Annotated in this window: 14 protein-coding genes; 3 read left to right on the forward strand and 11 right to left on the reverse strand. The window is 31.6% G+C overall.

The annotated features are described in order from the left end of the window. Positions 1-436: 436 nt before the first annotated feature. Positions 437-817 (reverse strand): hypothetical protein, encoded by a 381-nt coding sequence (locus tag P8H50_RS04150; protein ID WP_300205906.1) that lies wholly within the window; start codon positions 815-817, stop codon positions 437-439. Positions 818-930: 113 nt separating this feature from the next. After that, positions 931-2,157, reverse strand: a complete 1,227-nt coding sequence (locus P8H50_RS04155) for a glycosyltransferase N-terminal domain-containing protein (protein ID WP_366900954.1) — start codon at positions 2,155-2,157, stop codon at positions 931-933. Positions 2,158-2,320: 163 nt separating this feature from the next. Between P8H50_RS04155 and P8H50_RS04160 the strand changes: the two genes are divergently transcribed. From P8H50_RS04160 to P8H50_RS04170, 3 genes are all read left to right on the forward strand, one after another. Further along, positions 2,321-3,478, forward strand: a complete 1,158-nt coding sequence (locus P8H50_RS04160; RefSeq protein WP_300205910.1) for a DegT/DnrJ/EryC1/StrS family aminotransferase — start codon at positions 2,321-2,323, stop codon at positions 3,476-3,478. Positions 3,479-3,628: 150 nt separating this feature from the next. After that, positions 3,629-4,642, forward strand: coding sequence for a UDP-glucose 4-epimerase GalE (gene galE, locus P8H50_RS04165; protein ID WP_300205912.1), 1,014 nt, complete (start codon positions 3,629-3,631; stop codon positions 4,640-4,642). Between the two features lie 171 nt (positions 4,643-4,813). Then, positions 4,814-5,005, forward strand: a complete 192-nt coding sequence (locus P8H50_RS04170) for a hypothetical protein (RefSeq protein ID WP_300205914.1) — start codon at positions 4,814-4,816, stop codon at positions 5,003-5,005. Between the two features lie 33 nt (positions 5,006-5,038). On the opposite strand, the gene lspA is transcribed toward P8H50_RS04170, so the two are convergent. The 9 genes from lspA to P8H50_RS04215 form a co-directional block, all read right to left on the reverse strand. Then, on the reverse strand, positions 5,039-5,524 hold the full coding sequence (gene lspA / locus P8H50_RS04175; RefSeq protein WP_300205916.1) for a signal peptidase II: 486 nt from the start codon (positions 5,522-5,524) through the stop codon (positions 5,039-5,041). Between the two features lies 1 nt (position 5,525). After that, the gene (fabD, locus tag P8H50_RS04180) at positions 5,526-6,419 is read right to left on the reverse strand and encodes an ACP S-malonyltransferase (RefSeq protein ID WP_300205918.1); all 894 of its coding nucleotides are present in this window, start codon (positions 6,417-6,419) and stop codon (positions 5,526-5,528) included. Between the two features lie 98 nt (positions 6,420-6,517). Beyond that, positions 6,518-8,074 carry an FAD-dependent protein gene (locus tag P8H50_RS04185; protein ID WP_300205920.1) on the reverse strand — a complete coding sequence of 519 codons (1,557 nt, stop codon included), beginning with the start codon at positions 8,072-8,074 and terminating at the stop codon, positions 6,518-6,520. A gap of 19 nt (positions 8,075-8,093) precedes the next feature. After that, the gene (locus P8H50_RS04190; protein WP_300205922.1) at positions 8,094-8,627 is read right to left on the reverse strand and encodes a hypothetical protein; all 534 of its coding nucleotides are present in this window, start codon (positions 8,625-8,627) and stop codon (positions 8,094-8,096) included. Further along, the gene (locus P8H50_RS04195) at positions 8,614-9,495 is read right to left on the reverse strand and encodes a dihydrofolate reductase (RefSeq protein WP_300205924.1); all 882 of its coding nucleotides are present in this window, start codon (positions 9,493-9,495) and stop codon (positions 8,614-8,616) included. Before P8H50_RS04195 ends, P8H50_RS04190 begins: the two co-directional genes overlap by 14 nt. A gap of 189 nt (positions 9,496-9,684) precedes the next feature. Beyond that, positions 9,685-10,830 carry an energy transducer TonB gene (locus tag P8H50_RS04200; protein WP_300205926.1) on the reverse strand — a complete coding sequence of 382 codons (1,146 nt, stop codon included), beginning with the start codon at positions 10,828-10,830 and terminating at the stop codon, positions 9,685-9,687. Positions 10,831-10,833: 3 nt separating this feature from the next. Further along, a complete protein-coding gene (locus tag P8H50_RS04205) occupies positions 10,834-11,658 on the reverse strand; it encodes a thymidylate synthase (RefSeq protein WP_300205928.1) in 825 nt (274 codons plus the stop codon). Positions 11,659-11,825: 167 nt separating this feature from the next. Next, on the reverse strand, positions 11,826-13,529 hold the full coding sequence (locus P8H50_RS04210) for a nucleoside transporter C-terminal domain-containing protein (protein ID WP_300205930.1): 1,704 nt from the start codon (positions 13,527-13,529) through the stop codon (positions 11,826-11,828). Between the two features lie 4 nt (positions 13,530-13,533). Next, positions 13,534-14,151, reverse strand: coding sequence for a bifunctional nuclease family protein (locus P8H50_RS04215; RefSeq protein ID WP_300205932.1), 618 nt, complete (start codon positions 14,149-14,151; stop codon positions 13,534-13,536). Between the last annotated feature and the right edge of the window lie 71 nt (positions 14,152-14,222).

A 14,222-nucleotide genomic window follows, 5' to 3' on the forward strand; every position in this document is an offset into this window, starting at 1 on the left:
CTCTATAGCTAAGACTAAACCTTAATTTGAAGTAAACAGCTTGTAATATGATTGCTTTAGGAAAACAGTGACCTTTGAACATCTTTTTGTTGTAAATATAAAAAAATAAAATTTTTCATTACATTAGATGCGACAGAACCTCGCACATGTTGTTAAGCTTTTTGGAATTCGAATTTTAATAAGAAAAAGAACAAAAAACAACTTGCCGAATATTCATTAAACTCACCAAAAATTGTCTGGTTCGATAATCGCTGAATGGAAAGGTTGCTCTAGTAAAGAAGAAAAGCAGAAACGAAAGTTTCGGTTTTTTTGATTTTAAAAACTTCAAAAAGTATTTTAAATTTTAACGACACTTAATTTCTAGTAATAAAACAAAAAAATCGCCTAAGTTACTTAGGCGATTTTAATAAATAAGAAATTTTTTATAATTTAGAAATTATAGTTTGTCAGCTTCTTTTTTAAGAGCATTTGCAGCATCTTTAGCAGTTTCTTTTGTAGCATCAACTGCTTTTTTAGCACCATCTTCTACTGTGTTAGCAGCATCTTTTGCTCCTTCTTTTACAGCATCTACTGCATTTCCAGCGGCATCAACAGCATCTGTAGCAACATCTCCAGCAGCATCTACTGCGTCATTTGCAGCATCACCAACAGCTTCACCTGCACTTTCAATTGCATCACCAGTTGCTTCAACAGCATCACCAGTTGCTTCTGCTGCATTCTCTATTGCATCTCCAGTTTTTTCTGCTTCTTCTCTACAAGAAGTGAACGTTACGCTTATAGCTAATAATAAAGCTGCGCTAAATAATAATTTTTTCATTGGTTTTAGTGTTTAAATTAATTCTCTTGCAAAAATACTATTTTGATTATAAATTTTAACATTTTAATATAGTATTTTTTTATTTGTTATCGACAATATGTCAATTACTTAGGTTAATTACGTAAAAACTTTAGTATTTGGATTACTGCGCCTTTGTTTTTTTTAATATAATTGTAATTATTTAAGCCATATTCTGCTCTAACAACTTTATTTGTAATAAATAAATCAAAAGCATAATTTAATTCTTTTTGATTAGAAATAGACACCATACCTTTGTGATCAATCATGGCTTGTGCTTCAGGAAATTTTTTGTGATTACTACCTATTATTATTGGTACTCCAAAAACAGCAGCCTCTAAAGTATTATGTAAACCTGTAGTACCTACTGCTCCACCTACATAGGCAATATCTGCATAAGTGTAAACTTTTGTAAGTAGCCCTATGGTATTTAATATTAGAACTTGGAATTCTGAAATCTGCTTATTTTCTTTTTCAGAAAATAATAAACAAGATGTTGCAATGCTTCGTTTCAAGTTTTCAATTTGGTTTTGCTTAATATTGTGTGGTGCTATTATAAACTTGGTGGTTTTATTGGCTAGTGTATTAATATATTTTACAATTAGCTTTTCGTCTTCAGGCCAAGAACTGCCAATAACAACGCACAAATTATCTCCTTTAAATTCTGATATAAATTCTAAAGTATTATTTTGTAATAGTTGATTAGAAACACGATCAAATCTAGTATCACCAGAAACACTTGCATTTTTGTATCCTATTTTTTCTAAAAGTAGTTTTGATTGTTCGTTTTGAGTAAAAATATGTTCGAATGCAAATAAAGCAGATTTAGCGAGCTTGCCATACCATTTAAAAAAAGATTGACTTTCCCTAAATGAGGCCGAAATTAAAATAGCCTTGCATTGCCTTTCTTTTAATTCCTTTAAAAGATTAGGCCATATTTCATACTTCACAAAAATTGTTAATTCTGGATGTACTAAATCTAAAAAACGTTTAGCATTTGTTTTAGTGTCTAATGGCAAATAAACCACAGTATCAGCAAATGGCGCGTTTTTTCTTATTTCGTATCCAGAAGGAGAGAAGAATGATAATACAATTTTATGATCTGGATAATCCTGTCTTAATTCTGTAAAAACAGGCAAGCCTTGTTCATATTCGCCCAAAGAGGCACAGTGAAACCAAAAGGTCTTATCTTTAATAGTAATACTTTCTTTTAATGTTTTAAAAGTTTGTTCACGTCCTGTAACACCTCGTTTTATTTTAGTGTTAAAAAGAGCGATAATTTTTAAAATAAAACTGCTAATGTATATTCCAAATGAGTACAATAAATTCAATTTAAAAAATGCGTTGTGCTAAAATACATAATTCATTGTATAGCATTTACGAATTTTGTAAATTCGTTTAATAAATCGTGAATGTTAGTACATTACTACTATAAAAATATATTGTATCTAACATATAATCGTACAAAAAATAATAAAGAAACACATGAAAAAAATTCAAATGGTTGACCTTAAAGGCCAATATGAACAAATAAAAACAGTAGTAAATAATTCTATTCAAGAGGTTTTAGAAACTACTACGTTTATAAATGGACCAAAGGTTCATGAGTTTCAAAAAAACTTAGAAAATTATTTAGGTGTTAAGCATGTTATACCTTGTGCCAACGGAACAGATGCTTTACAAATTGCAATGATGGGATTAGGCTTAAAACCTGGAGACGAAGTTATTACTGCCGATTTTACCTTTGCTGCTACAGTAGAAGTTATTGCTTTGCTAAATTTAACACCAGTTTTAGTAGATGTAAACCCAGACGATTTTAACATAAATATAGAAGCCGTAAAAAAAGCAATTACACCAAAAACTAAAGCAATTGTTCCTGTTCACTTATTTGGTCAATGTGCAAATATGGAAGCTTTAATGGATCTAGCCAAGGAGCATAATTTATATGTTATAGAAGATAATGCGCAAGGTATTGGTGCAAAATACACAAACAGTAAAGGTGAAAAAGCAATGTCAGGAACTATTGGTCATGTCGCTTCAACATCTTTTTTTCCATCTAAAAACCTTGGATGCTACGGAGATGGAGGAGCCATTTTTACCAACGACGACGATTTAGCTCACACGCTTCGAGGTATTGTTAATCATGGAATGTACGAACGTTACCATCATGATGTTGTAGGTGTAAATTCTCGTTTAGATTCTATACAAGCAGCAGTCTTAGATGCTAAACTACCACATTTAGATAAATACAATAACGCACGAAGAAATGCTGCAAGAGTTTATAACAAAGTCTTTGCTAACCACCCAAATATTACAACACCTAAAACAGTAAATGGCTGCGAAAGTATTTGCGATACTTGCGATTGCCACGTATTCCACCAATATACTTTAAAGATTGAAAATGCAGATAGAGATGCTTTAGTTAAACACCTAAACAGCAAAGGAATCCCTTGTGGAGTTTACTATCCAATCCCTTTGCATAAGCAAAAAGCATATTTAGATTCACGTTATGACGAAGCTAATTTTAAAGTTACTAACCAGTTGGTTAAAGAAGTTATCTCTCTACCAATGCATACGGAATTAGATAACGAACAAATTGCATTTATTACCGAAACTATAATAGATTTTGTAGATAATAATTAATAAAATTTGGGCGAGTCTTTTGGCTTTTATTGGCCAAAAGTCAGGCTGTCCACTGTATCTTTTTTGCTATAAAAATAGCAAAAAAGGATGCCGTTTCCATCCTTCTCGCAAACTCTAGAATAGCACATAATTTAAAGACTAATTTAAGAAATGGTAAAAATATTAGTAACAGGAGGATTAGGATATATTGGGTCTCATACTGTTGTTGCGCTTCAAGAAGCAGGATTTAAAGTAGTAATAGTAGATAATTTATCTAATTCATCTATAAGTGTGTTAGAAGGTATTGTAGCGATTACCAATAAAACACCTGAGTTCGAAAATTTCGATTTAAGAGACAAGCTTAAAACCAAACACTTTTTAAAAAAGCATACAGATATTTGCGGAGTTATTCATTTTGCAGCAAGTAAAGCCGTTGGTGAAAGTGTGGAGAACCCATTATTGTATTACGAGAACAATATAAATACATTAATTTATTTACTACAAGAATTAGACAAGAAAGAAACCTCTAATTTTATTTTTAGCTCTTCGTGTACAGTTTATGGTCAAGCAGATGCTATGCCAATTACAGAAGCAGCACCAATAAAACCAGCCGAATCTCCATACGGTAATACCAAACAAATAGGAGAAGCAATTATTAAAGATACTTGCAGAGCAAACCAAAATTTTAACGCTATAGCATTGCGTTATTTTAACCCAATTGGAGCACATAAATCTGCTAAAATTGGAGAGCTTCCAATTGGAGTGCCTCAAAATTTGGTACCCTATATTACACAAACAGCCTTGGGAATTCGTGAGCAATTATCTGTGTATGGAAATAATTATCCAACTCCAGATGGAACATGTATTCGCGATTATATACATGTAGTAGATGTAGCTAATGCACATGTAGTAGCATTAGAACGATTACTAAATAAAAAGCACCAAGATAATTTTGAAATTTTTAATTTAGGAACAGGAAAAGGAAGTTCTGTACTAGAGGTTATTCAAGCTTTCGAGCGTGTTTCTAAACAAAAATTAAATTATAAAATTGTAAATAGACGAGAAGGAGACGTTATTTCTGCCTATGCAGATACTAAAAAAGCAAACGAAATTTTAGGTTGGAAAGCCAAGTCTACAATAGATGATGCTATGGATTCTGCTTGGAAATGGCAAAAAACACTTTAATTTACATTATCATATTCTAATCATTAGCAGTAACTTTTTAAGGGTCTTTCAATTTTAATGCATTATCATTGTTAATTTAAAATTAATAAGTTGATTAACAAATACTTAGCTGAAAATATTTGTAATTGGTAAAATATCTTGGTTTCTTTGTAGCTCAATGAAATAGATATTATGAAACTGATACAAGTAAAAAGAAAAACAAAATTAGAGAACAGATTTGCTCCTAAAATGGGACGTCTAAATGCAAGAGTAACCTACATTAAAAAACAATTTCTTGGTATACCAATTAAAACTTTACATAAATATAGAGAGACATATTATGGTGAAGTTAAAGACTGTGAAGACTGTGTTTTAGTAAAATAAACAAAAAAAGCCTCGATATTTATCGAGGCTTTTTTATGCCTTTTTCTTTTTAAAATTTCCAAGAAGAAGTAATCCCATTCCTAGCATAACAGACATATCTGCAATGTTAAAAATACCTGTTCTAAAAACACCACCTAAATCTATATGCCAAAAATCTGTTACAGATTTGTAGAGTATTCTATCGTAAATATTGGCAACTCCACCACCTATAATGCAACAGAATCCAATGAGAGAAAATTTATCTAGATTTTTATCTCTAAACACATGTAAAAGAACTAATGCTAAGACCACAATTGGTAAAACATTAAGGAGTATAATCTTTAATATAGGATTAAAGTCACTTCCTAAACCTAAAAAAGCACCTTCGTTTTCAACATTGTGTAATGTAAAATAATCTCCAATAATTTGAGATTTACTTCCAGCAATAACATTTGCTCTTATCCAAAATTTAGAAATTTGGTCTATGGCAATATTAAAAATAACAAGCAAAACGATTAAAAGCGTTCTTTTATTTTTCATGTTATGAAGCGCTTTCTATAGTTGCAGAAGCAGTTTCAGCCTCTCTGTTAATTTTCTTTACTAAACCTTGTAATACTTTTCCAGGACCTACTTCTGTAAACAATGTAGCACCATCCTTAATCATTTGTTCTACAGATTGCGTCCAACGTACAGGAGCTGTTAATTGTGAAATTAAATTAGCTTTAATTTCTGCTTCATTAATAATAGCACTTGCAGTTACGTTTTGGTATATTGGGCAATTAGGCTTGCTAAATGTTGTATTTTCTATTGCTGCAGCAAGTTCTTCACGAGCAGGCTCCATCATAGGTGAATGAAAGGCACCACCAACTGGTAATACTAAAGCACGTCTAGCTCCAGCTTCTTTAAGGCTTTCGCACGCTCTATTTATGGCATCTATTTCACCAGAGATAACTAATTGTCCTGGACAGTTATAATTTGCAGCAACAACAATACCTTTGGTATCATTACATATTTGTTCAACGATACTATCTTCTAAACCTAAAACAGCAGCCATTGTACTAGGTTGTAATTCGCAAGCTTTTTGCATGGCTAAAGCACGTTGTGAGACTAAGCGTAAGCCATCTTCAAAGGTTAATGCGCCATTTGCAACTAAAGCAGAGAATTCTCCAAGAGAATGTCCTGCAACCATATCTGGTTTAAAGCTTTCGCCTAAAGTTTTTGCCAATATTACAGAGTGTAAAAAAATAGCTGGTTGTGTTACTTTAGTTTCTTTTAAAGCTTCAGCAGTGCCTTCGAACATAATGTCTGTGATATGAAATCCTAAAATTTCATTGGCATCTTCAAATAAATGTTGTGCTTCTGGTGCCTTTTCGTATAAGTCTAAACCCATTCCTGAGAATTGAGCGCCTTGACCTGGAAATATGTATGCTTTCATGGTTTAATTTTGAATGACAAAAATAGGAATAAATTCTTTAAAAAGAACCAAGACCAATTTGAAGACTTATATCTTTTTATAGTTTAGTTTAAGGTTAATTACAACCCAACCACTGCAGCCTCAGCACAGCGTTCACCATCCATTGCAGCACTAATAATGCCTCCAGCATAACCACCACCTTCACCACATGGAAATAAATTTGAAATTTCTGGATGCTCTAAAGTTTCGGTTCTTGGAATATTTACAGGAGAACTTGTGCGCGATTCTACACCTATTACGTTGGCTTCCTCTGTATAATAACCATTCATTTTTCTACCAAAAGCTTCAAAACCTTTGCGTAATCTACTACCAATTAACTTTGGTAAAAGCGAGTGTAATGGCGCACTATTTAAGCCAGGTTGATAAGAAGTTTCGTTTAAAGTACTCGATAATTTACCTTCAACAAAATCTGTTAAACGTTGTGCTGGTGCAGTTTGTGTTCGTCCACCAGAAGTAAACGCAATACGTTCTAAATTCTTTTGGTATTCTAAGCCTTTTAAGGCTCCAAATTGTTCGTATTTAGGAATGTCTTGGTCTGCGTTAATTTCTACTACAATTCCAGAATTTGCAAATTTATTATTGCGTTTAGAAGGTGACATTCCGTTAACAACTACTTCGCCATTGGCTGTTGCTGCTGGAACAATAAAGCCTCCTGGGCACATGCAAAAAGAGTATACGCCACGCTCTTTTACTTGTTGTACTAAGCTGTAAGATGCAGCTGGTAAAGATTCGTGTCGTTCGCCAGAACAATGGTATTGAATAGCGTCTATAATATGTTGTGGATGTTCTACACGAACTCCCATGGCAAAAGATTTAGCTTTTAGTGCTATTTTCTTTTTATCTAACAGATAGAAAATGTCTCTAGCCGAATGTCCAGTTGCCAAAATAACACGTTCTGTTGTCATTTCGTTTCCATTTTCTAGTACTATAGATTTTATCTTTTTATTTTTAATATTAAAATCTGTTACACGCGTATTAAAATGAACTTCTCCGCCAAACTTAATAATATTCTCACGAATATTCTGGACCACTTTTGGTAGTTTATTAGTTCCAATATGTGGATGTGCATCTACTAAAATTTGCTCTGTTGCGCCATGAAACACTAAGTTTTCGAATATTTTTCTTACATCACCACGTTTTAAACTTCTGGTATACAATTTACCATCACTGTAAGTTCCTGCACCTCCTTCTCCAAAGCAATAGTTAGAGTCTTCGTTTACAAAATGATCTTGGTTTATGGCTTTTAAATCGCGTCTGCGATCTTTCACATTTTTTCCGCGTTCTAAAACAATGGGTTTAAAACCCAATTCTATACAACGTAAAGCTGCCCACATTCCAGCTGGACCAAAACCAATAATATGTATAGATTTTGCTTTAGAAACATCTTTATAGTCAAATTGATATTCTGATTTTTCTGGTAAAGCCTCTTTTATATAAATAGATAATTTGTAATTAAGTATAATTTTTGGCTTTCTAGCGTCAATAGATTTTCGCAACACTTTTATTCCTGTTATATCTGCTTTTGGAATACTTAAATATTGAGCTGCTTTAATCAGCAATATATCACTACGTTCTTCGTCTTTTAAAGTTAAGCGAAGCTGAATGTCTTTTACCATGTTGCAAAATTAGGAAAAATTATAGTTTCAAATTTATAGAAAACAAATACATGCTTATTGTGTTTTTATTATTTAAATTTAATCTTGGCATAATACCTAAATCAAGTTTTGAGCTAACGGAAAAATAAAGTTGTAATTGAATTGGAATATTTAAGCTGGTTCCATTTTCTTTATTCTTAAGTTTTGTTTGTTCCAAAATGCCTATTCCAGAAAAAAGGTTTAGATATAAATTCTCATTAAACAGTATCCTTCTTCCATACAATAGGTCGAAAGTAATAAAAGTGTGGACTGTGTTTTTTAGAATTTCATCTTCGTTTAAAACGCCTAAACCCAATGAAATACTTGATGATAAAAGATGATTATCTAATTTAAAGTTAGCTTGAATTACTCCTGAAACACCAGATCTATCATCATTTTTTTCTAATGTGTAAATTCCAGTTCCGTTATTAATAGACTCTATCTTTAGACTTGATTTTTCTTGACTAAAGGAGACTAAACTTAGATTGAATAGCGTAATTATGATTATTTTTTTAACACACTTAACGTCTCTCATAAGTCAAAAAAGAAAACGTATACTTATGGTTTTCGTCTTGCGCATGAATTTTACTTTGTGTTTCTGTCCATTCATTCTTGTTTATTTCTGGAAAAAAAGTATCTGCATCAAATGTAGAATGTACGCGTGTGAGTTCTATTTTAGAAGTAAAAGGCAAGGCTTGTTTGTAAATTTCACCTCCACCAATTATAAAAGGTTGACTGTCTCCACTTGCTGCATCTATGGCATCTTCTATAGAATTTACTACTAAAACACCTTCTGGAGCTTGGTAATCTTTTTGTCTTGAAATTACAACATGAGTTCTATTAGGCAATGGTTTCGGGAAGCTTTCAAACGTTTTACGTCCCATAATTATATGGTGTCCAGAAGTAAGTGCTTTAAAACGTTTTAAATCGTCTTTTAAATGCCAAATAAGGTCGTTATTTTTTCCTATTTCATTATTTTCTCCAGCAGCAACAATAATAGTAAGGTTTTTATGAGGCTCTATTTTAGTTTCTGTTGTAGTTGAGACTAGGTTGTTTTTTAAAGTTTCAATCTTTTCTTGTTGTTTAGCAACTAATTTTTCTATTTGTGTTTTTTCCCAGTCTTTTCCCATGAATTTATAGGTAATGAAAACATTAAAAGCATGATATAAAAAGAAAAACAACCAAACAGAAATAGCAATTACAAACCAGTTTAATCCAAAAATAGTAAAGTCTTTACCAATGCCTAAAACTGTATTTGCAAGAATTAAAAAAACTGCTCCAATTAAGAACACCACAAAATGAACATATAATCCTTTTTTTTGTTTTACCCGACGTTGAGCGTTTTCTATAAGCGCTAATTGTTCTTGGTCTATTTGCGGTTTTTGTTTCTTTTTTCCGAACATAATTTCTATTAAAGATGTAAAGTTAGAAATTTAATACCAATTTTAATTTTTTTATTTAACAATCAAATGTTTACGTTTGATTATCATCTTTTTACGTATTTCAAGTTGGCTGTTAAATCAGCAAAAAAACTATGATATATTTATAAATAGGTAACAAAAATTAGTAAACCAATAATTCTTTATTAAAAATTAAAAATTAAAAGTAAACGGTAAACTATAAGATGCTTTTACTGGTTTTCCATCCTTTGTTGCAGGAATAAAAACAGGTAGCATTTTAATTGCATTAGCTACATCATTTCTTACTGCATAATGAGATCCATTTATTTTTATGTTTTCAACTTCGCCTTTTTCATTAACATCGAAATAAGCAAAAACGCGATGACTTCCATTAAGTTTGTGCTTTTTGCTAAATTCATCATTTAAATTTCTACCAACAATTTGAATTATTTTCTTTTTTGTGCAAAGTAGCTTCTGTTGGTTAGTTTTAAGTTTATTACAACTCGATAAAATTGGCCCATTTTCAATCTGAGTACTTTTATTGATAGTTTGTAATAATTTTAAATCTTGATTGCTTTCTGAGATAAATGATTTGTTGCCAAAAGTTTCATTAATAGTAATCTTAAATGGCATTGAATAACAGGTGTTTGTTTCTAAATTAGAGAAAATAGATACCGTTGATAAATCGGTTTCACTTAATACTTTTTTCAACATAATGTCGAAATTAACATGAGGCGATTCAAAATATAAATCATTAACTGTTCTATCTTCTGAAAGATGAAAAAAAAGGCTTCCCTCAACTTTTTGAGCTAAAAGTTTATAGCCAAGTTTGCTTGCAGTAACTATTATTGGTACTTCTCCAGAGTTAATATTTAAGTGTTCTTCAAGTTTATATCTATGAATGGACTTTAGCTCATAGTTATCGTTAACGTAATATTGAGGTATATAAGTGAAATAAAAATCTTGAGGTGTTTTTACAATTAAAGCTTTTCCAGGTGAAAACTTAGGTAATAGCAACAAGACTCTTTTAATTTCTTCATTAAAAACTGAAACGTCTGTATTAATATTAATAGAGTTTACAATACCATTTTTACTTATTATCATGTTAAAATTAAACTCAATTGAATCTTGTGGTTTAAAGTATTGTTTCACAAAATTTTGAGATACTGTATTGGCTATAAAATCTTGAATATTATGGTTTAAAGAATTTAAAGCAGTTGTATGGTTGGATTCTTTATCTATTCTATTAAAAGAAGGAACTTGCTCGGCGTTTATTTCATATTGAGAAAATACAATATTTGAAATAAATAATATAATAATTATTATAACGTTTTTCATAATTTAAACAGCAACTGTACCTTTAATGTGTGGATGTGGATTGTAATCTTCTAATGTGAAATCTTCAAAGTTAAAATCGAAAATATTGGTAATCTCTGGATTGAGTTTCATTTTTGGTAAAGGTCTACACTCTCGAGATAATTGTAATTCTAATTGTTCTATATGATTGTTGTAAATATGTGCATCACCAAAAGTATGAATAAATTCTCCCGCTTGGTAACCACAAACTTGTGCCATCATTTCTGTAAATAATGCATAAGATGCAATGTTAAAAGGTACGCCTAAAAAAATATCTGCACTACGTTGGTATAGTTGGCAAGATAATTTGCCGTCTGCTACATAAAACTGAAAGAATGCATGACAAGGAGGTAAGGCAGCTTTGCCATTGGCAACATTCTCATCGAAAGATTTTGAAGTGTCTGGTAATACTGAAGGATTCCAAGCAGAAACTAGCATACGTCTACTGTTTGGGTTGTTTTTTAGAGTATGAATAACTTCTGTAATTTGGTCTACTTCGTCACTATTCCAATTACGCCATTGGTGCCCATAAACAGGACCTAAATCACCATTTTTATCTGCCCAAGAATTCCATATTTTTACACCATTCTCTGTTAGGTAATTAATATTTGTATCGCCTTTTAAGAACCAAAGTAGTTCGTAAATAATAGATTTTAAGTGTAGTTTTTTTGTAGTAACCATTGGGAAACCTTCGCTTAAATTGAATCGCATTTGGTAACCAAAAACACTTTTAGTTCCTGTTCCTGTTCTGTCTCCTTTTTCGTTTCCGTTTTTTAAAACGTGCTGTACTAAATCGTGGTATTGCTTCATATTCATTTCCCACGAAAGTGGGAATCTTTTTTAGTTAACTAAAGTATTAATATATTGAGATTCTTCGCTAAGCTCAGAATGACAAAAATATGTGTGGTTAAAAATATAAAAAAGCTTCAAGTCTAGTGAATTGAAGCTTTGTTTTATATTAAAAGTTATTAACGGTTTTACCCAATTATCATTCCAGCAATAGTAGCAGAAATTAATGAGGCAATTGTACCACCAATTAAAGCCTTCATACCAAATTTAGAAAGTTGCTTGCGTTGTCCTGGCGCAAGAGAACCAATACCTCCAATTTGAATTCCAATAGAAGCGAAGTTTGCAAATCCACACAACATATATGTTGCCATGATTATAGATTTTTCGTAGGTTAAATGTGTTACATTCGATACATTTTTAAGATCTGCTAATTGAATGTAACCTACAAATTCACTCGCTGCTAATTTAATGCCTAGAAGTTGTCCCATTAACATAATGTCTTCTTTTGCTACACCAATTAACCACATTAAAGGCGAAAAAATGGTTCCTAACATGGCTTCTAATGATAAAGCTTGATATGGTGAGTTAGCACTAACCCATTCATTTAAACCTCCTATAGTGCCTATCTTTAACAATCCGTAATTTACCATAGCAATGAAAGCTACAAAAACCAAAAGCATCGCTCCAACATTAACTGCAAGTTTTAAACCTTCGGTAGTTCCATTTGCAATTGCATCTAAAAAGTTAGAGCCTATTTTCTCTTGAGATACAGCTACATCAGTATTGATTTTTTCGGTCTGAGGAAACAGTATTTTAGAAATTACTATAGCTCCAGGAGCAGCCATTACAGAAGCTGCAAGCAAGTGTTTTGCATATACTAGTTTTAAAGCTTCATCATCACCACCAAGAAAGCCAATGTAGGCTGCTAAAACTGCACCTGCTACTGTAGCCATTCCACCAATCATAACTAGTAAGATTTCAGATTTATTCATTTTTTCTAAATAGGCTTTAATAAGAAGTGGCGCTTCTGTTTGACCTAGAAATATATTACCTGCAACACTTAAACTTTCTGCTCCAGAAATACCTAATAGTTTAGTTAATAACCATCCCATGGCCTGAACTACTTTTTGAATGATACCTAAATAAAAGAGCACTGAAGTTAATGCTGAAAAGAATAAAATTGTAGGTAGTACTTGAAATGCGAATATAAATCCATAAGAGGTAACATCCATGAAGCCTCCAAAAAGGAATTTGCTACCAGCTTGTGTGAAGCCTAATATTTTAATAAAAATTTTTCCTACAAATTCAAATATTGTTTTTATAAAACCAATTTTTAAAACTCCAATGGCAATAATTAATTGAAAAGTTAAACCAATTCCCACTGTTTTCCAATTCACAGCTCTACGATTACTACTAAATAAAAACGCAATAAATATTAGCGAAATCATGCCTAAAACTCCTCTCCATAAGCTGTTAAATGAGAAGCCTTGACTTGGTATTATGGTGTCAGTTATAGCAGTTTCAATAGGAACTATATCATCAGAAGTTTTACTTCTAAATGAATAAATACTACCTTTTTCTGAGAGTACTAATGTAGAATCTGTTTTAGTGGCAATTTTAAAAGTATAAATAGTGTCTTTGGGAGCTTCAAAATAAAAAATAAGTAGGTTGTTTTGATATAAATAATCTCCAAAAGCTTTTTCTTTAGAATGTATAGAAGAAATTTCAAAACTTCCTTCTTTTAGTTCTAGAGTAGGAATAGGTGGAAATATAGATTCTTCTGGTTGATTTACTGAAACATCCATTTCCCAAACCTTTTCTAATTCTTGACCTGAAGCAGTTGTTATTCCAAAAAAAATAGCTGCAATAGCGAATAGTATATTCTTAATCATAAGGTTAGCGTTTAGAAATTTCATCGCGAATTTTTGCTGCTTTTTCGTAGTCTTCGTTTGCAACAGCATCGTTAAGGAGGTTGTTTAATTCTTCTAAAGTGTGAGATTTATAATCTTCTTTATCAGTAAATTCTAATTCTTCGTTAATAATATCTTCAACCAGAATACTGTCGATGTCGATGTCCTCATTCTCTTCTTTATTTGGATCTGCTTTTAAGTAAATTCCGGCTTTATCTAAGATGTTTTTATAAGTAAAAATAGGCGCTTGAAAACGTAAAGCTAGAGCGATAGCGTCGCTAGTTCTGGCATCTATTATTTCTTCGATTTTATCACGTTCGCAAATTAAGCTCGAATAAAAAACACCATCTACTAATTTATGTATAATGACTTGTTTAACAACAATATCAAATCGATCTGCAAAATTTTTAAATAAATCGTGAGTGAGTGGACGTGGTGGTCTAATTTCTTTTTCAAGTGCAATAGCAATAGATTGCGCTTCAAAAGCTCCTATAACTATTGGTAATTTACGTTCGCCATCTACTTCATTCAATATCAATGCATACGCGCCATTTTGAGTTTGGCTGTACGATATTCCTTTTATTTTTAGTCTTACTAAACTCATATATAATAAATGAAAAAACGATTTAAATTGTAAAATGCAATTTAAACCGCTTTTTTTACGAGCACAATTTA

Source organism: Lacinutrix sp. (genome assembly GCF_029238095.1).
Classification (GTDB): domain Bacteria; phylum Bacteroidota; class Bacteroidia; order Flavobacteriales; family Flavobacteriaceae; genus Lacinutrix.